Genomic DNA, 20,657 nt, shown 5'->3' with positions numbered 1-20,657 from the left:
CGGTCTTCCACGACCCCCAATGGGAGCGCTTCCATGACTGAGTCCGTGCAGCCGTCCGTACCGCCGCAGAGCCCGGCCGCCTTTCCCGCCGCCTTTCTCTGGGGCGCCGCCACGTCCGCGTACCAGATCGAGGGGGCGGCACGGGAGGACGGCCGTACCCCGTCGATCTGGGACACCTTCAGCCATACGCCGGGCAAGACCGCCGGTGGCGAGCACGGGGACGTCGCCGTCGACCACTACCACCGCTACCGCGAGGACGTCGCGCTGATGGCGGAGCTGGGGCTGAACGCCTACCGCTTCTCCGTCTCCTGGTCCCGGGTCCAGCCCACCGGACGCGGCCCGGCCGTCCAGCGCGGCCTGGACTTCTACCGCCGGCTGGTCGACGAGCTGCTCGCGCACGGCATCAGGCCGACGATCACCCTCTACCACTGGGATCTGCCGCAGGAGCTGGAGGACGCGGGCGGCTGGCCGGCGCGTGAGACGGCGTACCGGTTCGCGGAGTACGCGGCGATCGTCGGCGAGGCGCTCGGCGACCGGGTCGAGCAGTGGATCACCCTCAACGAGCCCTGGTGCAGCGCCTTTCTGGGCTACGGCTCGGGCGTGCACGCCCCCGGCCGTACCGACCCGCTCGCCGCACTGCGCGCCGCGCACCACCTCAACCTGGCGCACGGACTGGGGACTTCGGCGCTGCGCTCGGTGCTCCCGGCCCGCAACGGCGTCGCGGTCAGCCTCAACTCCTCGGTCGTCCGGCCCCTTTCGCAGGACCCGGCCGACCTGGCCGCCGTACAGAAGATCGACGATCTGGCCAACGGCGTCTTCCACGGCCCGATGCTGCACGGCCGCTACCCGCAGACGCTCCTCGCGGCGACCTCGGACGTCACCGACTGGGCCTTCGTCGAGGACGGCGACCTGAGCGCGATCCACCAGCCGCTGAACGCCCTGGGCCTCAACTACTACACGCCCACCCTGGTCTCCGGTCCGGCCGCCGCGCCGCCCGGCCCGCGCGCCGACGGCCACGGCGCCAGCGACCACTCGCCGTGGCCGGGCGCGGACGACGTGGTGTTCCACCGGGCGCCGGGCGCGCGTACGGAGATGGGCTGGGCCATCGACCCGACCGGACTGCACGAGCTGATCATGCGTTACACGCGGGAGGCGCCGAACCTGCCGCTGTACGTGACGGAGAACGGGGCCGCCTACGACGACAAGCCCGGCCCCGACGGCCGGGTGCACGACCCCGAGCGCATCGCCTATCTGCACGGCCATCTGTCGGAGGTGCGCCGCGCGATCACGGACGGCGCCGACGTCCGCGGCTACTACCTGTGGTCCCTGCTGGACAACTTCGAGTGGGCGTACGGCTACGAGAAGCGGTTCGGGGCGGTGTACGTGGACTACACGACGCTGGCTCGGACGCCGAAGTCCAGCGCCCAGTGGTACGGGCGGGCGGCCCGCTCCGGAGTGCTGCCGGAGGTGGGCGAGGCCGCCTAGCGGGAGGCACGGGGGCCTGGACGAGGGGCCTGGACGGGGGGCGGGGCGCGACACCGGCGTGGGGGGAGGTGTCGCGCCCCGGTTCCTCTTTCCTGTGGGGGGAACGCGGGGGACGGCGAGGAGGTCGGAGCTCACTCCTCGCCGCCCGGCTCTACCGGTAGGCGGCGAAGGCCTTGGAGAAGGCGTTCTGTGCCTGGTCGATCGAGGAGCAGGTGGCGTCGGCGGCGGGCTTGGGGCCGCCGGGGCAGGCCTTGTCACGGGTGCCGGACCACATCGAGAGCCAACCGAGTCCCTTGGACTTGGCGAAGTTCACCAGCTGGGTGGCGTCGTCCACCTTGAAGATCTCGGTCACCACGTCGTTGACACCGATCATCGGGGTGACGGCGACGGTCTTCCAGGCGGCGCTGTCGCTCAGCCCGAGCACGCTCTTGACCTGCGCCTGCGTGGCGGTCGCCGCCTGCTCGGCGTAGGTGCCCATGTCGCCGCTGTACGCGGGTCCGTAGTCCATCGCCATGATGTTGACGGTGTTGATCCGCACGCCGTTGGCCCTGGCGTCGGTCAGCAGGTTCACACCGTCCTGGGTGAGGCCCTCGGGCATCACCGGCAGGGTGTAGGAGACGTCCAGGCCGGGGTGGTTCTTCTGGAGCTGGGCGATGGCCTCGGCGCGGCGGGTGTTGGCGGCAGTGTTGGGCAGGGCGCCGCCCTCGACGTCGAAGTCGACCTTGGTGAGGTTGTAGGCCGTCACGACCTTCTCGTAGGCGGCCGTCAGTGCGGCGGCCGAGGTGCAGGTAGTGCCGAGTTCGGAGCCGGACGCGCCGCCGAAGGAGACCCGGACGTCGCCGCCCGCCGCGCGCAGGGCGCCTATCTGCTGGGCCACCGCGTCGCTCGTGAGGTCGCTGACGCCGCCCCACTTGGGGGTGCAGCCGCCGCCGTCGGTGATGAACGCGAGGTTGTAGTCCTTCACTCCGGTCTCCCGGGCGGTGCCGACCAGGTCGAACGCCGGGTAGAGGGAGGTGTCGACGTAGGGGGCGAAGCCGGAGCCTGCGGTGGTGCCCTCGCCGGGGCTCTCGGAGGTGACGGGCGTGGTGGTGGGCGTCGGGGTGCCGGTGGGGGCCGGGGTCCCGGTCGGGGTGGGGGTGGCCGTGGGGGTCGGGGTGCCGGTGGGGCGGCCGGAGGGTTCGGGGGTGGCCGCGTCGTCCGTGGAGCACTTGACGCCGTCGACGAGACAGGCGGCGGGGTCGCCGGTGCCGTTGACGACGAAGCCGACGGTGACGGACTCGCCGGCCGCGAGGCCGTCCTTGTCCCACTTGGGCGGGGACACCGTGACGCGCTGCCCGCTCACGCTCTGCTCGCCGTTCCACAGCGAGCTGAGCCTCGCGCCCGTGGGCAGGTCGAACTGGAGTCTCCAGTCGGCCTTCGCCCGACCGGTGTTGTTGGTGACGACGTACTGGGCGGTGTACCCGGTCGACCAGTCGCTGGTCCTCGTGTACGCGGCGCCGACACCCGCCGCCTGCGCGGTGCCGGTCAGCAGCAGGGCACCACCGCCGACGACGGCCGCCGCGACGGTCCCGGCGATCACCTTGTTCCTGCCGCTGATCCTGCGCCGGTGCGTGCTCATCGCATGCCTGCTTTCGCTGTTCACGGGGTGTCGGGGCGCCAAGGCGATGCCCTGGTGACGCGTCAGCACGCTAGCGAGCGGGAAACGGGCAAAACTCCTGAGCCGGACCGTGGTCGCGGATCTTAGGGTGCGCTTAAGGAAGGGATCGGGGCCGGTTAAAGGTCGAGGCCGGCCGGCGGGTGCGGCGTCTTCGGACGGCCATACGATGGCCGCGCCGCTCGGGCTCGCGCCCGTCCAGCTGGATCCAGATCCGCACCTCGGTGCCGCCGAGCACGGAGGAGCCGAGCCGCACGTCCCCGCCGGTCGACTCGGCGAGCCGGCGCACGATGTCCAGGCCGAGCCCGGTCGAGCCGTCGGCGCCCGAGCCACGGCCGCGTGCCATGGCCGCCTCGGGGTCGGGTATGCCGGGTCCCGCGTCGGAGACCAGCACGATCACCGCGTCCTCGCCGTTGTGCACGTCGACCGCGAACGCGGTGCCCTCCGGGGTGTGCCGGAAGACATTGCCCAGCAGGGCGTCCAGCGCGGCGGCGAGATCGGTCCGGGCCACCGGGATGCGTACCGGGCGGCCCACGCCGGCCAGCCGCCACTTGCGTCCCTCGTCCTCGGCGAGCGCCGACCAGAACCCCATCCGCTCGCGCACCACCTCGGCCGCGTCGCATCCGGCGCCCGGCCCGGCCGCCACGGTCTGCGGCTTGGCCTCGCGCGCGGTCCGGATGATGGTGTCGACCTCGCGCTCCAGTTGCTCGACGGCCGCCCGGGTCTGCTCGGCGGCCGGTCCGTCGCCCAGCGAGGCCGCGTTGAGCCGCAGCACGGTCAGCGGGGTCCGCAGCCGGTGGGACAGGTCGGCCGCCAGCTCCCGCTCGTTGGCCAGGAGCTGGACCACCTGGTCGGCCATCGAGTTGAACGCGACCGCGGCGAGGCGCAGTTCGGTCGGTCCTTCCTCGGGGACGCGGGCGCCGAGTCTGCCGTCGCCGAGTTCCCGCGCGCCCTCCACGAGGCGCTGGGCGGGGCGCACCATGCGGGCGCCGAGCCGGTCGGCGACCGCGACCGAGCCGACGATCAGGGCGAGGCCGACGCCCGCGAGGACCGCCCACGCGGTGCCGACGCCCTTGCCGACGGCGGCGTCGGGGACGAACACCTCGACGACGGCGATCTGCCCGGAGCTGACCGCGACCGGCTGGAGCAGCGCGGAGCCGTCGGGCACACGGGTGGTGGAGGCGCGGCCCACCTTGCGGGTGGCCTCGATGTCCTCGCGGGCGGCGCGCTGTCTGCCGATGGCGACGGCCGCCGCGTCACCCTCGGCCGGGATGTGCACGGCCATGCCGTCGTCGGAGCCGGCGGAGGCGACGACCCGCTGGAGCTGGGCGCGGTCGGTGGTGATGGAGAGCGCGGGCGCGATCTCGGCGGCGTCGCGCTCGGCGTTGGAGAACGCGCGGTCGCGGGCCAGCTCCTTGATGACCAGGCCGAGCGGGACGGCGAAGGCCACCACGACCATCGCGGTGACCGCCAGCGACACCTTGACCAGTGCCCATCTCATCGCGTCGGCTCCCCTCCGGGCGGTTCGAGCTTCACGCCGACACCCCGCAGGGTGTGCAGATAGCGCGGGCGCGCGGCGGTCTCGCCCAGCTTGCGCCGCAGCCAGGACAGATGGACGTCGATCGTCTGGTCGTCGCCGTAGGACTGCTGCCACACCTCGGCCAGCAGCTCGCGGCGCGGCACGACGACGCCGGGCCGGCCCGCCAGGAAGGCCAGCAGGTCGAACTCGCGGCGGGTCAGGTCGAGGCGGGCGCCGTCCAGCTCGGCCTGGCGGCGCAGCGGGTCGACGGTGAGGCCGCCCACGCGCAGCACGGAGGACGGCGGTGCCTCGCCGGCGGCGGCGCGGGAGCGGCGCAGTACGGCGGCGATCCGGGCGGACAGGTGCTCCACCGAGAACGGCTTGGTCAGATAGTCGTCCGCGCCGTCGTTGAGCAGCCGGACGACCTCCGTCTCGTCGTCGCGCGCGGTGGCGATGATGACGGGGACGTCGGTGATGCCGCGGAGCATCTTCAGGGCCTCGGAGCCGTCGAGGTCGGGCAGCCCGAGGTCGAGGATCACCACGTCGAAGCGGAAATGGGCGACCTCGCGCAGCGCCTCCAGCGCGGTGCCGACGCTGCGCACGGTGTGCGTGGCGTCGGTCAGATGCCGGATGAGCGCCGAGCGTACGAACTGGTCGTCCTCGACGACGAGCACACTTGCCATGCGCCGCACCGTACGCCATGCGGGGGATGCTCATCCGGCGCCTGTGGACAACTCCCGGACTGTGGACGAGAGCGCCCGCGCCGGGACAGCGCGGGACACCACTGGGGCGGGTGAGGCAGTATGGCCCCGATGCTCCGAGGACTCGTACACGTACTGGCTTGGTCGCTCGCCACGGGCGCGGCGGTCACGCTGTCGTGGTGGGGTGTCCACACGGTGCTGGCCGGGACGGCGTACGATCCGCCGCGCGCGCTGCCGGTCACGGCGGCGGCCGGTGCGGCCTCGCGGGAGCCGCAGGCGCTCGCCACGACCGAGCCCGAACCGTCGGCATCGGCGTCGGTGTCGGCGCCCGTGCCGAAGAGCCCGTCCCCCAGCGCGAGTCCGACGCGGCAGCCCTCCGCCGACCCGAAGCCGTCCGGTACCGGCGGGGCGGCCACCCCGCCGTCCGCCGACTCGGGTCAGGTCAGGAGCTACGACACCGAGGGCGGCCGGGCCGTCTTCGACATCGGCGCGTACTCGGCGACGCTGGTCTCGGCGACGCCCGGCACGGACTGGTCGATGCAGGTGTGGAAGACGGAGACCTGGATCCGGCTGGAGTTCGCGAAGGGCGCCGACCGGGTGTCGGTGTTCTGCACGTGGCACGACGGCCCGCCGCGGGTGGACGTGGAGACGTTCTAGCCGCCCGGAGAGTGGTCAACAGGCCCTCCCGGATGGGGTAAGCTGGATCTTGAGCGGGGCAGGGAAAAGCCGGAAACGGCAACTCCGGGATTCCGCTCATGCGTTGGTGGTCCAAGGAAAGACGTCCCGCTTCCTGCGGGGAGATGCAGGTGCAAGGCCTGCCCGGCGCTCCGAAAGAAGAACCCCGTCCCGCGGTCAGCGGGACGGGGTTCTTCGCGTTCTGCCGCCACTCCCGTGCGGCCGACGTTAGGGCTGTGCGGTCAGCTGGAAGCTCTGCGCGGCCGAGTTGTCGCAGGTGCGCTGGGTGAGCTGGACGCTGAGCGTCGCCGCCGTGGCCGCGGTGAGGCACTTGCCGCTGTGCCGGGCCACGAAGTGGTAGGCGCCACTCGTCTCCCGGACCGGCTGCCACTGCTGGTTCTGCCCGCCGCCGTAGGCCCACAGATGCAGTCCGGCACCGTCGGCCGTGGACACGTTGGACACGTCGACGACCTGCTGTGGGTTGCCGCGAGCGGTGATCCGCATGTACCCGCTGTCCGTGGTGCGGAACTGGTACTGCTGGGCCGTCGTGGCGTTGCAGGTGTACTGCTGGAGCACGGTGCCGTTGGCCGTGGCGGCGCTGCGGGCGTCGACGCAGGTGCTGTTGCCGCTGTTGCGGACCGAGTACCAGGCCGTCTCGGAGATCGGGTCACCCGGCTGCGGAGGGGTGGTGCCGCCACCGCCGAGCCACTTCAGCCCGTCGAGCAGGAACCGGTTCTGGGTGGCGCTGGCGAACGTGGACGACAGCGGGGTGTTGTTGGCGTAGTCCATCGCGTTGTGGCCGAAGTTGGCGTACAGCATCTTGTACTGGGTGTTCGTCCACAGGATCGGGTAGTACCCGCTGTACCAGGTCTGGTTGGGGTCGGTGCCGAGCGGGAAGCTGCTCGGGTCGACGGAGGCCAGGATGCTGATGTTCGGGTTCTGCCGCAGGTCGTTGGACCAGCTGTACCACTCGCTCACCGACGAGGTGAAGGTGGCGGGCAGGTTCACCGTCGAGGGGTGCGTACGGTTCTCGACGCGGAGCACGGACGTGGTCGGACCCCAGGTGTTGGAGCGGAAGTTGCCGCTGCCGAGGAACTGGTTGTAGTACCAGGGCCAGCTGTTGGCGCTGGTGGTGAACGCGGCCACGTGGAAGCCGATGTGGCCGCCGCCGTTGCGCATGTACTGCTCGAAGCCGGACCGCTGGGCGGCCGACTGCGGCGCGTCGTCGAGGAAGAGCACGACGTCGTACGCGTTGACCCCGCCGTTGGCGAGCAGGTCCCAGTTGGTGCTCGCGGTGTAGGTGAAGCCGTTGGCGGCGGCCTGCTGGGGGAACCAGCGGTTGGCCTCGCCGACGAAGTTGATGTGGGCCGCGTCCCAGGTGCCGTGGTACAGGGCGAGGACGTCGAAGGGGGCCGCCGCCTGGGCGCGGACCGACGCCTGGGCGGGCGGCACCGCCAGTCCCAGCAGTGCGGCGAGGAGGACGAACAGCCGTATGAGGACGGCCCTGGGGGATCGGGGCGAACTGACGCCATGCATGGGTGGCGCTCCTGTCTTGTACGACGAACCCGGTCGATGTGTGGGGGAGAAACGGGAGTTGGCCGAACGTGTGCGCTGGGCAGGAGGGGGTGGCTGTGGCGTCCCGGAACGCTAAAGGTACGAACCAATGTCGTCAAGAGATGAAGCGTGGGAAGGATCCTCCTCGGCACGGTCCTGCATTACTTGAATCGAGTCGGGGCGAACCCCCATCTCCCCCCATAGACAGGGACGACATTGCTGGGATCAAGGAAAAAGAGACGGATCGCCTCTCCCGCGGTCTGGTCCGGGGCGCTGGTCATGACGGCGGCCCTCACGGCGGGGCTGATATCCGTCCCGGCCTCGGCGGCCGGCACCCCCACGGCCGACTCCCCCACGGCCGGCACCCCCACCGCCAACAACGCCGCCTCCGCCACCGCCAACTCCGCCACAGCCAGCGGCACTTACCGTACGGTCACGCTGATCACCGGTGACCAGGTGCTGCTGGACGGCTCCGGCAAGGCGGTCGCCGTCACCCCGGCCAAGGGCCGCTCCGGCATCCCCCTCCAGATCAGCCGCACGGGCGACCACACCTACGTCGTCCCCGCCGACGCCGAGGGCCTGCTCGCCGACGGCAGGATCGATCCGGCCCTGTTCGACGTGACCGAGCTGAGCCGGCCCGAGTACCAGGACGTGGCCGACGGCGGCGCGCCCGTCCTCGTGCGGTACTCGGCGAAGAACCCGGCCGCCCGCGGCCGCCTGCACGCGGGCACCGACGCGGCCGTACGGGAGCTGGCCTCCGTCGGCACCGAGGCGGTGGTGGTGTCGCCCGGGGAGACCCCGGCGGCGTGGGCCGCGCTGACCGACACCAAGGACGCCACCAGCGAACTCGCTCCCGGAGTGGCCGAGTTGAGCCTCGACCGGGTGGTGACGGCGGCCCTCGACGTGAGCGTGCCGCAGATCGGCGCCCCCGGCATGTGGGCGTCGGGCTTCGACGGCACCGGCGTGAAGATCGCCGTACTGGACACCGGCATCGACACCGGCCACGCCGACTTCGCGGGCCGGGTGGTCGCCGAGCGGAACTTCTCGACGGACGCCGAGCTGCGGGACGGCAACGGACACGGCACACACGTCGCCTCCACGGCCGCCGGCACCGGAGCGGGCTCGGACGGCAAGTACAAGGGTGTGGCGCCGGGCGCCGCGCTGATCAACGGCAAGGTCCTCAACACCGCCGGATCCGGGCTGACTTCCGGCATCGTCGACGGTATGGAGTGGGCGGTCGCGCAGGGCGCCGACGTCATCAACATGTCCCTCGGCGCTCCGGACGAGCCGGGCACCGACCCGCTCGAAGAGGCCGTGGACGCGCTCTCCGACCAGGCGCTGTTCGTCATCGCCGCGGGCAACTCGGGCTCCGCCGCCGGGACCATCGGCTCCCCGGGCGTCGCCGAGTCCGCCCTGACCGTGGGCGCCGTCGACAAGCTGGACGGGCTGGCCGACTTCTCCTCGCGCGGCCCGCGGATGGACGGCGGGGTCAAGCCCGACGTGACCGCGCCCGGCGTCGCCATCACCGCGGCCTCCGCGGCCGGCACCCGGCCGAACGACCCGCATCCGGCGCCCGGTTACGTGACGCTGAACGGCACCTCGATGGCCACCCCGCACGTGACCGGCGCGGCGGCCCTGCTCATGCAGCAGCACCCGGACTGGAGCGCCGCCCGGATCAAGAGCCTGCTGACCGGTTCGGCGAAGCCCGGTGACTTCACCGCCTACCAGCAGGGCACCGGCCGGATCGACCTGACCCGGGCGTCCGGGCAGCGGGTCGTGGCCGAGCCCGGCTCCCTGAACTTCGGCGAGTCGGAGTGGCCGCACACCGACGACGAGCCGCAGACCCGTACGGTCGCCTACCGCAACCTCGGTGACCAGCCCGTCACCCTGGAGCTGACCGCCACCACCACCGAGCCCGGCGGATCCTCCGCCCCCGAGGGACTGTTCACCCTCGGCGCCGAGCGGGTCACCGTCCCGGCGGGCGGCACCGCGGGCGTCGACGTCACCGCGGACACCCGCGTCGGGGGCGACGAGACCGGCGCGTACAGCCTCACCCTGGTGGCCACCGGTGGCGGTACGACCGTCCGCAGCACCGGCGGTCTCGAACGGTCCGCGAACACCTTCGAGGTCACTGTCGAGGCGACCGACCGCGACGGCGGGCGGCCCGACGCCTTCAGCTGGGCCTCCTGGTTCACCGGCATCGGCAACGATGTCTTCGAGGTGGTCAGGGGCGAGGACGGCACCGCCACGGTGGAACTGCCCGCCGGTGACTACATCGTCGCCGGCCGCAACTTCGCCGAGGACGGCGGCATCGACACCCTCGTCGCTCCCAAGGTCACGGTCGACCGCGACATGACCCTCGCCTTCGACGCGCGCGACGCCCGGCCCGTCGAGGTGACCGTGCCGGACCCGGACGCCGTCGGCTACTCCACGCTCCTGACGACCGCGGTCCGCTCGGGCAAGGCCGAGAGCTCCCTCGGCGTCGGGCTGGCCTCCAGCCTGCGGGGCGCCCGCGTCGGCACGTTCGGTGCCGCACCGGCACCGGGCGAGGTCACCTCGTACCTGCGCTCCAACTGGTACAACGGCACGACCGAGTACCACATCGCCCACACGCTGCGTGACGCCTTCTACTCCGGCCACGTCCAGCATGTCACCAAGCGTGAACTGGCCAGGCTGACGCTCCGTCAAGGAGCCTCGGTTCCGGGGGCGCTGGGGGTGAACTCGACCGTGCAGTCCGGTCCCGGGGGCATCGCCATCGGCTTCTACAGCGACCTGCCCGGCACCCGGACCGTCTACGTCCAGGGCGGCTACGCGTGGGCGGAGGTCTCCAGCCAGGTCGACCCGACCAACGGCAGGGTCCAGACCCGCTACGAGATCCCGGCCCGCACCTATCGCGCCGGTACGAGCCGCACGGAGACGGTGGGCGTCGGGGTGTTCGGGCCCGCGCTCGGCACGGGCGGCGGACTCCGCAGGGACGGTGACGTGCTCACCGGGACGATCGCCCCGTTCGCCGACGGCGCGGGACGTCCCGGCAGCAGCGGGTACGACGCGGCGGTGACGTCCACGACGCTCTACCGCGACGGCAAGCCCTACGCCAAGGCCGACGGACTGCTCGACACCACCCGCTTCACCCTGCCGCCGGGCAGGGCCCGCTACAAGCTGGTGACCACCGTCGGACGCGCGGCCGGGATCGCCACGGTCACCTCCGCGGTCACCTGGCAGGCCGAGTTCACCTCGTCCCGCACGTCGTCGCCCACCGCCGTACCGTCGAGCGTGGTCCGCTACGCGCCCGAACTCGCCCTGGACTCCACCGCGGTGGCCGGCGAGCGGCAGAAGGTACCGGTCGCCGTGCAGGGTTCGGCCGCCGGCCGGAACCTCGACGCGCTGAAGGTCTCGGTGTCCTACGACGCCGGCAAGACCTGGCACCGCACGACCGTGCGCCACAACGCGGTCACCGTCACCAACCCGCCCGCGGGCGGCACGGTGTCACTGCGCGCCGAGGTGAAGGACCGCAGGGGCAACACGTTCGTCCAGACGATCCTGGACGCCTACCGCACCAAGTGAGGTACACGTCCGCCCGCGGCCCCTTCACCGGGCCGCGGGCGGACGTGACAGCCGGAGGCGGCCGGTGGACCGCCGGTCAGCGGAACACCGACGGGGGTGGTGCCGGTGAGGCCACCGCCGCCGCGTCCGTCACCGGGAGCGCCCCGCCGGTGAAGTCGGTCAGCGCCCTGCCGTGCTCCACGCGCGCGGGGTGCGGGTCGGAGGCCGCGCGGCGGGTCAGTTCGGCGAGCGGCAGCGGCTGGTCGCAGGCGACGAGTACGGCGTTCCCGAACCGCTTGCCGCGCAGCACCGCCGGATCGGCGACCAGCGCCAGCTCGGTGAAGCGGGCGGCGGCGGTGGCGATCTGGCCGCGCAGATGGGCGAGCGGCGGACCGTCCGCGAGGTTGGCCGCGTACAGCCCGCCCGGCCGCAGCGCCCGGCGGACCTCGTCGAGGTACTCCGTGGACGTCAGATGCGCGGGGGTGCGGGCGCCGCTGAACACGTCGGCGACGATCAGGTCGGCCCAGCCGTCGGGCACCTTGGCGAGGCCTTCGCGCGCGTCGGCCGACCGCACCCGGATCCGCGCCCCGGCCGGCAACGGCAGCTCGCGCCGGACCAGTTGGACCAGCGGCGCGTCCCGCTCGACGATCTGCTGGGTGGAGCGGGAGCGGGTGGCGGCGACATAGCGGGCGAGGGTGAACGCGCCGCCGCCGAGGTGCACGGCCTGGAGCGGGCGGCCCGGCGGGGCCGCGAGGTCGATGACATGGCCGAGACGCCGCTGGTACTCGAAGGACAGGAACCCCGGGTCGTCGAGATCGACGTGCGACTGCGGCGCCCCGTCGATCAGCAGCGTCCAGGCCCGCGCCCGGTCCGGGTCCGGGATCAGCTCGGCGAGCCCGCCGTCGACGGCCTCGACGACGGCGACGGCTCCCTGCCCGCGCCGCGGGTTCCTGGACTTTCCCATGGGGTCATTGTCACAGGGCGGGCAGTGCCCTGCGCGTCCGGCGGCCGGGCATCGGGCGCCCCGGACATCCCGGACGCCCCGTGCGCCCCGTACGGCGGTCCTGTGCCGTCACCGGCAGTTGTCCGCCGCCTCGATCAGCCGGGCCGCCTCGCCGAGAGCCTTGCGCAGCACCGTCGGATCGGTGGCGAGTTCGGCGTCGCCCGGGGGCAGCAGCCAGTCGGAGCCCTCGACCGGGGGCTCGGGGGTCACGCTCAGTCCGCGGCCGTCGGTCTCGGTGCAGGTGCTGCCGGGCACGTCCCAGGCTGCCGCGGTGCCGGGCGGCACCACAAAGCCGAGGGTGTCGCAGCCGTCGTCGTGCAGAACCGGCCCGACGCCCTCGCCGACTCCGCGGCGCAGGATGTCGACCGCCTCAAGCCCCTGCCGCGCGGGGACCGTCACCAGGTCCCACGTGGTCGGCGGGGCGCTCTGCGGGCTGCGGGGAACGATGCTCTGCCTGGTCTCCATCCCGGCCTCCACCACGAACCTCCTTGGCCATGCGGTCGGGAGTCGGGCGGCTCCCGGTCCGCATGGTTCAACGCGGCGGGGCGTCAACGGCTACGCCGGAAGTGCGCCGCAAAGGATGGCAGTTCATGGCAGATCACGGATGAGATATCCGGTTTGTAGCCAAACACAGCGTGGCGGACCGACTACAGCAGGTACGTTCTTGCCCGCCGGAATCAAGGGCAACAGCATCAAGGGCGCAAGCCCGACGAAGCGGTCAACTCGTCCCGAATCCGGCATGGTTCGACGGTTCGCATGGGAGGACCCGGCCATGACGTCGTCAACGGTGACCTCGTCCCAGCCCAATCGGCCACGGCCGAACCTCGCCTTCCGACGACTGCGCGGCCGGCGCTCGCCGGCCGAGTTCGCCGCGGAGGTGCGACGTGCCGCGCGTGAGATCGGCGAGCAGGTCAGCTGTGACGCGCGCTACATCGGCCGGGTCGAAGCGGGTGAGATCCGCTGCCCCAACTACGCCTACGAGCGGGTGTTCCTGCACATGTATCCCGGCCGCACGCTCTCCGACCTGGGCTTCGCACCCCGCTCGTCCGTACGCGGACGCGGGGCGCGCACGACGGCGGAGGAACCGCCCCCCGTGCACACCGCAAGCCCGGCGTTCACCACCGGTGAGACACGGGAGGCGTACGAGCCGTATGAGACGCAGGACCAGAACGACTGGCACCACAACTACGAGGAGAGCGACGTGCTGCGTCGCGCATTCATTTCCGGCGGGGGCGCCACCGTGGCCGCCGCCTCCATGGGCCCCCTGGCGGTCGCCCCCGGCGCCTCGGCCGCACAGCGGCCCGCGCGGCGCCCCGGCACGAGCGAGGCGGGCGCCCTCGAAGAGGCCGTGCGCAGAATCCGGCTGCTGGACGACCGGCACGGCGCCGACGGCCTCTACCGGCGCGCGGCGACCCCGCTGCGCGCCGCGTACGCGCTGCTGGACGCCGGCGCGACCCGGCAGGCGACCGCCGACCGGCTGCACTCGGGCGCCGGTGAACTGGCCATCTCGGTGGGCTGGCTGGCGCACGACTCGGGCCGGTTCGACGACGCCCGCTCGCACTACGCGGAGGCGCTGGCCACCGCGCGGGTGGCCGGGGACGCCGGTCTGGAGGCGCACGCCTTCTGCAACACGGCGTTCCTCGCACGCGACGCGGGACGTCCGCGCGAGGCGGTGCGGGCCGCGCAGGCCGCCCAGCGCATCGCGCGCCCGCTGGGCTCCGCGCGGCTGATGTCACTGCTCGCGCTGCGCGAGGCGGGCGGCTGGGCGGGCCTCGCCGACCGCACCGGCTGCGAACAGGCGCTCGCCCGCGCGCAGGCCCTGTTCGAGCGGGGCCCCTCGGAGGCCGACCCGGAGTGGATGAGCTTCTACGGGGAGGCCGAGCTGGAGGGCCTTGAGGCGCAGTGCTGGTCGACGCTGGGCGACTGGACGCGTGCCGCGCGGCACGCGCGCCGGGCGGCCCGTCTCCAGGACCCGCACTTCACCCGGAACACCGCCCTGTACACGGCCGAACTCGCCGACGACCTCGCGCGTGGCGGCCGACCCGACGAGGCGGCCCAGGCCGGCCTCCAGGTCCTCGATCTGCTGAACCAGGTGCAGTCCTCGCGGGTCCAGACGATGCTCGCGGGCACCGCGCGCGTACTGCTGCCCCACCGGCGCGCGTCCGGCGTGTGCGACTTCCTGGAGAAGCACGCCTCCATGCCGCGCACGGCGTGAGAAGTGCCCGCCTAGGCCAGGTGCCCCAGATCGTTCCAGCTCTCGATCGCGGGCTCTCCGTACGCCCAGCCCAGGACCGACAGCGAGGTCGGGTTGAGCCGGATGCGGGCGGCGAAGTCCAGCGGCAGGCCGAGCCAGCGGGCGCCGATGGAGCGCAGGATGTGCCCGTGGGCGAAGACCAGCACGTCCCGGTCCGCGGCGCGCGCCCAGGCCACGACCTCGTCCGCGCGGGCGGTCACCTCGGCGAGGCTCTCGCCGCCGGGCACCCCGTCGCGCCAGATCAGCCAGCCGGGCCGCACGGCCTGGATGTCGTCCGGGGTCAGGCCCTCGTACTCCCCGTAGTGCCACTCCAGGAGGGTGTCCCAGATGGTGGCGCGCTCGCCGAAGCCGGCGAGTTCACAGGTCTCCCGCGCGCGGACCAGCGGGCTGGTGCGCACCTCGACGTCCGCCAGCCCGTCGTACGGCGGCCGGTGCAGCCGCTCCCCCAGCAGCTTGGCGCCGCGCCGCCCTTCTTCGAGCAGGGGGACGTCGGTCCTGCCGGTGTGCTTGCCGGACAGCGACCACTGCGTCTGTCCGTGCCGGGCCAGCAGGATGCGCGGTGCCATGGGGGGACCTTCCGGGAAAGTTTCGGTGACGCGGAACGCACCACCATCATCTCGTACGCCCATATGGGGCAACCCGGCGGACGATCTCTGCGTCTCTCAGGGCTGAAGTGCCCCATCACAGCCGCGGGTGTACGCCGTAAGGTGACACGACCGGACCACCGGGCGCCGCTGTCGAGAAGGGGGAGGGCGATCGGATGCCGCACGCCGACATACTGGGCACCAAGTCGGCCCCGCGAGCCCGGCTGCGCTGGTGGACGGAGCTGCCGCTGATCCTGCTGGTCTACGGCTGCTACTCGGCCGGCCGGCTGCTGGCCAGGGGCGACGAGGCGACCGCCGTCTCACACGGACTGACGATCCTGCGCATCGAGAAGTTCCTCCACCTCAACGCCGAGCATCCGCTGAACCGGCTCTTCACGCGCGAGGCGTGGATCGGCGTGCCGGCGGACTTCTGGTACGCGTCGCTGCACTACCTGGTGACCCCGGCGATCCTGGTCTGGCTGTTCCGCTCACGCACGGTGCGTTACCGCGCGGCCCGCGCCTGGCTGATGACGTCGACGTTCATCGGGCTGATCGGCTTCACCCTGATCCCCACGTGTCCGCCCCGCCTGCTCTCCCCCGGGTACGGCTTCGTCGACACGATGGCCCAGTACAGCTCGTACGGCTGGTGGGCCGGCGAGGCGAGCGCGCCGCGCGGACTCGGCGGCATCACCAACCAGTACGCGGCGCTGCCGAGCCTGCACGTCGGCTGGGCGCTGTGGTGCGGGGTGATCCTGTGGCGCTTCGGCGGCCGGCGCTGGACGAAGGTCGCGGCGGTGACGTACCCGCTGGTGACGACGGTCGTGGTGATGGGCACGGCGAACCACTACTTCCTCGACGCGGTCGCGGGCGCCGCCGTGATGGGCGTCGGGCTCCTGCTCACGCCGTACGTGCTGCGCGTCGCCAACCGGATCCGCGCGCATGTCCTGGCCCGGATCCCGGCACTCGCACCCGGCTCTGCCGCCGCTCCGGCCTCAGTTGTCAGTGACGGATGCCAGACTTCGACGGGTGAACGAATTCCATGGCAGCGCGAGTCACGGACCGGACCTGGTGCCGCCCCCGCGGACCCGGGCGACGGAGTCCCCGGATGGGAACTCTCCCGCGGCGGCGAGGCCGAGAGCGTGGGCAAGGCTCGCTGAGCTGCGCGGCCCTGGCGTCCCCGCCAAGGCCCTGGACGCGCGCGCCCTGGCCGCGCTCGCCGCGAACCCGGGCTGCAAGCGGCGCGCGGTCCTGGACGGCGCGGGGGTGAACAAGGCGACGCTCGCGAGCGCGCTGGGCTCCCCGTCGGTGTTCGGCCAGTCCCAGTTCGCCTTCGCGCGCGGCAACGCCTTCGAGGCCCGCGTCAAGGCGGACGGCGGCGCGGAGCTGCTGGCCCTGGTGCACCGCGCGCTGGACCCGGGCGCCGAAGCCCCGGAGGCGGGGCAGGTTCCGGACCTGGCGGCGGTCGGCCCGGAGGGTCGTGCCGCGCGTACGGCGCTCGCGCTGCGGGAGGCCACCGGCGCCGGCGGCTGGACGCTGCTCGACCATCCGATGCTCGCGCTGGACGTCGCCGGGGCGCCCGCGTTCCTGGAGCCGGACGCGGTCGTGGTGCACCCCGACGGCCGCTGGACGGTCGTGGAGATCAAGTCGTTCCCGATGCTGGACGGTTCCGCGGACCCGGCCAAGGTGGGCGCGGCGGCCCGCCAGGCCGCGGTGTACGTGCTCGCGCTCGAGGAGGTCGCAGGGCGCCTCGACCCGGCGCCGCGCGTGGGCCATCGGGTCCTGCTCGTCTGCCCCAAGGACTTCTCCAACCTGCCCACCGCGTCCGCCGTCGACGTGCGCAAGCAGCGTGCGGTGACGGCCCGGCAGCTGGCCCGGCTGACCCGCCTCGACGAGCTCGCCGAGGCCCTCCCCGAGGACACCTGCTTCGCACCCGACCTGCCTGTCGAACGCCTGACCGCGTCCGTGGAGTCCGTCCCGGCGAGCTACGCGCCGGAGTGCCTGTCCGCGTGCGAGCTGGCCTTCCACTGCCGGGCCCACTCCCGCGCGGCGGGCACGGTGACGACCCTCGGCCGCCCGGTCCGCGCGGAACTCGGCGCCCTGAACGCCGTCGACGACGTCCTGGCAGCGGCACACGGCCACTCGGGCGACCCGGAGGACCCTACGGTGACGGCACTCCGCAGGGCAGCCCACCTGCGCGCGGAGGCACTGGGCGGGACGGCCGCGAACCACTCGCCGCGGGGCGGCCCGGGGACCGACGAATCCGGAACGGCCGACCCGGGGACGACCGAGCCGGGGGCAGCCGGAACGGGGGCCGCTGGACCGGGAGCAGCCGCGCCGGGGGCGGCCGTTCCGGGGGCCGCCGGAACGGGAACGGCCGAACCAGGAGCCGGCGGAACGGGAGCGGCCGAGCCGGGGGCCGGCGGACCCGGAGCAGCCGGAACGGGCGCCGGCGGATCCGGAACTGCCGGAACGGAGGCGGCCGGACCGGGAACAGCCGAGCCAGGAGCCGGCGGAACGGGAGCAGCCGCGCCGGGGGCCGGCGGAGCGGGGACGGCCGAGTCGGGGGACGGCGGAGTGGGAGTGGCCCGACCGGAAGCCCAGACCGTCGGCGAGGAGCATCTGTGTCTCTGATTTCGACGCTGGCCCGGCTTGAGGCCGTGCAGAGTGGGCGGGCCCAGCTCGCCGCGACCGTCCGGCACCGGCATCTGTCCGAGCGGCCGCTGGTGTTCGTGCCGCTCACCACGGCCGGTGAGGCCGGTGCACCGCTGGGCGCGCTGGTCGGCACCGACCGGGACGCGCCGCGCCTGCTGGCCGTACCGCAGCCGCGCGACCGCGAGCTGAGGTTCGCGTTCCTGGCCGAACTGGCCGACGTGGTGCTGCCGTACATCGACACGTACGCCGAGTCGGTCGAGGCCGCCGAGCGCACCGAGACGGACCCGGAGACCGGCAAGCGGGTCAAGGTCGAGGTCGACCTGTGCGCCGACGCCCCGCAGCTGATCGTGCCGAGCCGCGCGGGCATCGAGTACGTCCGGCTGCTCGGCCGCTCCACCCGCTTCCGCCGTACGGCGGAGCAGGACCCGGAGGCGCCCTACCCGGCACCGCCGCGCGTGCCGCTGCTCGGGCGCTGGCTGACGCACTACGCGGAGCGGTCGCGGGTGCCGGGCGCCTCGCTGCTGCTCGCCATGACCGACGTGCTGTCGCGGCACTGGGCGACCGGCCAGTCCAGCCTGGAGGACCAGCACCTGGGTGCCCTGCTCGCGTGGATCGACCCGCCGCCCGGCACCTCGGGCGCGGCGGCGGCCCTGCGCGCGGAGCTCGCCCGGGACGGAAGCGGCCAGCTGCTGTGCCCGCCGGCCGGCCCGGCCACCGACCCGGCGTTCGACAACAAGCTCCTCGCCCCGGCCATCGAGCACTACGACCGCGCGCGTACCGCGTTCGCCGCCGCCGAGGACGGACTGGAGGCCGACGACCGGCTCGGTGCGCTCACCGCCGCCGAGCGGGAGGTCCTCGCGCTGGTCGAGAGCCGGACCCGGCCCACCTGGGACGCGGTGTGGCGGGGCCTGGACCTGCTGCGGGAGCGGCCCGAGGGCGCGCGGGTCGAGGAGCGCTGGACGCGCGACCGCTGGTCGTTCACCGGCCACCGCGACCGTGTCCTCGCGGGCGAGCCGCCGCAGCCGCGGCACGACGACGCGGTGACCGCCGCGAACAAACTCGCCACGCGCGAGCGCGAACAGGCCCGCCTGGAGGCGCAGGAGGCGCTGGACGACCCGCTGGTGATGGCGGGCCGGCGGCTCGCCGGGGAGGCGTTCGCCGGCGAGGTCACGGACGTCGTCATGGCGTACAGCGAGGGCAAGCGGCCGAGCCCGCGGCCCCTGGTCACCGTACGCACGGACGACCGGCCGCAGTTGGGCGAGCGGTCCAGGGTGTTCCGCTCGCTGGGCGGCAAACCGCAGGCGGCGGTGTTCGTGGAGTACGGGGCCGACGGCGGCTCCGGGGACGACGACGGCGGTCTGATCGTTGTGCGGATCGTGGACAAGATGGGGCGCGGCAAGGAGCCGGAGGAGGGGTCGGTGCCGGAGAAGGGCGACCGGGTCTGCTTCACGACGTTCGAGCACGAGCAGCGCGGCGGCGCCAAGCTGCCCGAACCCGACGACACGCCGTGGACGCACGGCGGCCCGCCCGGCGAGGACGCCGCCGCCCCCGCGGCCGACCCGGTCACCGAGGAGGACGTGCTGTGACGGCCACGGCCCAGCTGTCCCTGGACCCCGGCGCGGCGGCGGCGCGCGCCACCGACGCGATCCTCGACGACACCCTGCGCGGCGGCGAACGCGGTGTCGTCGTCGACTCCCCGCCGGGCGCCGGGAAGTCCACGCTCGTGGTGCGTGCCGCGCTGGAACTCGCCGACGCGGGACGCCCGCTGATGGTCGTCGCGCAGACCAACGCCCAGGTCGACGATCTCGTCCTGCGCCTCGCCGACCAGCGCGCCGACCTGCCGGTGGGCCGTCTGCACAGCAGTGACAGCGACGCCTACGACAAGGCGCTGGACGAGCTGCCGCACGTGCGTACGTCCGCGAAGGCGGGCGATCTCGCGGGCCTCCCGGTGGTCGTCTCCACGGCCGCCAAGTGGGCACACGTCAAGGTCGACGAGCCGTGGCGGCACGCGATCGTGGACGAGGCCTACCAGATGCGCTCGGACTCGCTGCTGGCCGTGGCCGGACTGTTCGAGCGGGCGCTGTTCGTGGGTGACCCGGGGCAGCTGGACCCGTTCGCGATCGTCGGCAGCGAGCAGTGGGCGGGGCTGTCGTACGACCCCTCCGCCTCGGCCGTGACGACGCTGCTCGCGCACAACCCGCGCCTCCCGCAGCACCGCCTGCCGGTGTCCTGGCGGCTCCCGGCGTCGGCGGCGCCCCTGGTCTCGGACGCGTTCTACCCGTTCACGCCGTTCCGCAGCGGCACGTCCTTCGAGGACCGCCGGCTGGCCTTCGCCGCCCCGTCGGACGGTTCCGGCCCGGACCGGGTGATCGACGAGGCCGCGACCGCCGGCTGGGGCCTGCTGGAACTCCCCGCCCGCCACACCCCGCGCACGGACCCGGAGGCGGTACGGGCGGTGGCGACGGTGGTACGGCGGTTGCTGGACCGGGGCGGCGCGGCGACGTCGGAGCGGTCGCCGGACCCGGTGCCGCTGACCGCCGGGCGGATCGCCGTCGGCACCGCGCACCGCGACCAGGCGGCGGCCGTCCGTGCGGCCCTTGCCGAGCTGGGCGTGACCGACGTGACCGTGGACACCGCGAACCGGCTCCAGGGGATGGAGTTCGACGTCACCGTCGTGCTCCACCCGCTCTCCGGCCGCCCCGACGCCACGGCGTTCCACCTGGAGACCGGCCGCCTGTGTGTACTGGCGTCCCGCCACCGGCACGCCTGCATCGTGGTCTGCCGCGCGGGCGTGGCCGACCTCCTCGACGACTACCCGTCGACGGAACCGGTCCAGCTGGGCACGCTGGTGAAATTTCCGGACGGGTGGGAGGCCAATCACGCGGTGCTGTCGCACTTGGCCCAGCACCGGGTGACCTGGCGACCATGACCGACCCGACCCCGAACCCACCGCCGGACGGAGTCCGGCACGCCGCCGGAGGCGGCCAATGGATGCAGCCCGGACGGGTGGGAGGCCAATCACGCGGTGCTGTC

General features: G+C 73.4%; 14 protein-coding genes and 1 pseudogene. 8 read left to right on the top strand and 7 right to left on the bottom strand.

Going from position 1 to position 20,657, the window contains the following annotated elements:
• Positions 1–33: 33 nt before the first annotated feature.
• Positions 34–1,485: a GH1 family beta-glucosidase gene (locus tag ACIQAC_RS24710; RefSeq protein ID WP_402194196.1), complete on the top strand. Its 1,452-nt coding sequence runs from the start codon at positions 34–36 to the stop codon at positions 1,483–1,485.
• Positions 1,486–1,636: 151 nt separating this feature from the next.
• Here the strand turns inward: ACIQAC_RS24710 and ACIQAC_RS24705 are convergent, their stop codons facing one another.
• The 3 genes from ACIQAC_RS24705 to ACIQAC_RS24695 form a co-directional block, all read right to left on the bottom strand.
• Positions 1,637–3,103 (bottom strand): cellulose binding domain-containing protein, encoded by a 1,467-nt coding sequence (locus tag ACIQAC_RS24705; RefSeq protein ID WP_402194194.1) that lies wholly within the window; start codon positions 3,101–3,103, stop codon positions 1,637–1,639.
• 133 nt (positions 3,104–3,236) lie between these two features.
• Complete coding sequence (locus ACIQAC_RS24700; protein WP_402194192.1) at positions 3,237–4,640, bottom strand: sensor histidine kinase; 1,404 nt, start codon at positions 4,638–4,640, stop codon at positions 3,237–3,239.
• On the bottom strand, positions 4,637–5,341 hold the full coding sequence (locus ACIQAC_RS24695; RefSeq protein ID WP_402194190.1) for a response regulator transcription factor: 705 nt from the start codon (positions 5,339–5,341) through the stop codon (positions 4,637–4,639). The genes ACIQAC_RS24700 and ACIQAC_RS24695 overlap by 4 nt, the downstream gene beginning before the upstream one ends.
• A 129-nt stretch (positions 5,342–5,470) precedes the next feature.
• Here ACIQAC_RS24695 and ACIQAC_RS24690 point away from each other — a divergent pair, with 129 nt between their 5' ends.
• Positions 5,471–6,016 (top strand): hypothetical protein, encoded by a 546-nt coding sequence (locus tag ACIQAC_RS24690; protein ID WP_402194189.1) that lies wholly within the window; start codon positions 5,471–5,473, stop codon positions 6,014–6,016.
• A 246-nt stretch (positions 6,017–6,262) separates the two neighbouring features.
• Here the strand turns inward: ACIQAC_RS24690 and ACIQAC_RS24685 are convergent, their stop codons facing one another.
• Complete coding sequence (locus tag ACIQAC_RS24685) at positions 6,263–7,570, bottom strand: ThuA domain-containing protein (RefSeq protein ID WP_402194187.1); 1,308 nt, start codon at positions 7,568–7,570, stop codon at positions 6,263–6,265.
• Between the two features lie 297 nt (positions 7,571–7,867).
• Here ACIQAC_RS24685 and ACIQAC_RS24680 point away from each other — a divergent pair, with 297 nt between their 5' ends.
• Positions 7,868–11,152, top strand: a complete 3,285-nt coding sequence (locus ACIQAC_RS24680; protein ID WP_402194186.1) for a S8 family peptidase — start codon at positions 7,868–7,870, stop codon at positions 11,150–11,152.
• A 76-nt stretch (positions 11,153–11,228) separates the two neighbouring features.
• On the opposite strand, the gene ACIQAC_RS24675 is transcribed toward ACIQAC_RS24680, so the two are convergent.
• Both ACIQAC_RS24675 and ACIQAC_RS24670 read right to left on the bottom strand, forming a co-directional pair.
• Entirely contained in the window at positions 11,229–12,095 is an 867-nt protein-coding gene (locus tag ACIQAC_RS24675) for a spermidine synthase (RefSeq protein WP_402194184.1), read from the bottom strand.
• Positions 12,096–12,203: 108 nt separating this feature from the next.
• Positions 12,204–12,599 (bottom strand): hypothetical protein, encoded by a 396-nt coding sequence (locus ACIQAC_RS24670; RefSeq protein WP_402194183.1) that lies wholly within the window; start codon positions 12,597–12,599, stop codon positions 12,204–12,206.
• A gap of 307 nt (positions 12,600–12,906) precedes the next feature.
• Here ACIQAC_RS24670 and ACIQAC_RS24665 point away from each other — a divergent pair, with 307 nt between their 5' ends.
• On the top strand, positions 12,907–14,349 hold the full coding sequence (locus ACIQAC_RS24665; protein ID WP_402194182.1) for a hypothetical protein: 1,443 nt from the start codon (positions 12,907–12,909) through the stop codon (positions 14,347–14,349).
• 11 nt (positions 14,350–14,360) lie between these two features.
• Here the strand turns inward: ACIQAC_RS24665 and ACIQAC_RS24660 are convergent, their stop codons facing one another.
• A complete protein-coding gene (locus tag ACIQAC_RS24660; protein WP_402194181.1) occupies positions 14,361–14,954 on the bottom strand; it encodes a histidine phosphatase family protein in 594 nt (197 codons plus the stop codon).
• 194 nt (positions 14,955–15,148) lie between these two features.
• Here ACIQAC_RS24660 and ACIQAC_RS24655 point away from each other — a divergent pair, with 194 nt between their 5' ends.
• The 4 genes and pseudogenes from ACIQAC_RS24655 to ACIQAC_RS24640 all read left to right on the top strand — a co-directional run bounded on the left by ACIQAC_RS24655 (position 15,149) and on the right by ACIQAC_RS24640 (position 20,553).
• Entirely contained in the window at positions 15,149–16,129 is a 981-nt protein-coding gene (locus ACIQAC_RS24655; protein ID WP_402194180.1) for a phosphatase PAP2 family protein, read from the top strand.
• A pseudogene (locus ACIQAC_RS24650) lies at positions 16,041–17,192 on the top strand (hypothetical protein); the annotation flags it as partial. The gene ACIQAC_RS24655 and the pseudogene ACIQAC_RS24650, both read left to right, overlap by 89 nt.
• 401 nt (positions 17,193–17,593) lie before the next feature.
• Complete coding sequence (locus ACIQAC_RS24645) at positions 17,594–19,210, top strand: hypothetical protein (protein WP_402194179.1); 1,617 nt, start codon at positions 17,594–17,596, stop codon at positions 19,208–19,210.
• Positions 19,207–20,553 carry an AAA domain-containing protein gene (locus tag ACIQAC_RS24640; protein WP_402194178.1) on the top strand — a complete coding sequence of 449 codons (1,347 nt, stop codon included), beginning with the start codon at positions 19,207–19,209 and terminating at the stop codon, positions 20,551–20,553. The genes ACIQAC_RS24645 and ACIQAC_RS24640 overlap by 4 nt, the downstream gene beginning before the upstream one ends.
• The last annotated feature ends 104 nt before the right edge of the window (positions 20,554–20,657 follow it).

Source organism: Streptomyces sp. NPDC088387 (assembly GCF_044753385.1).
Lineage (GTDB): Bacteria > Actinomycetota > Actinomycetes > Streptomycetales > Streptomycetaceae > Streptomyces.
This window is presented reverse-complemented; position numbering and strand designations above follow the sequence as displayed.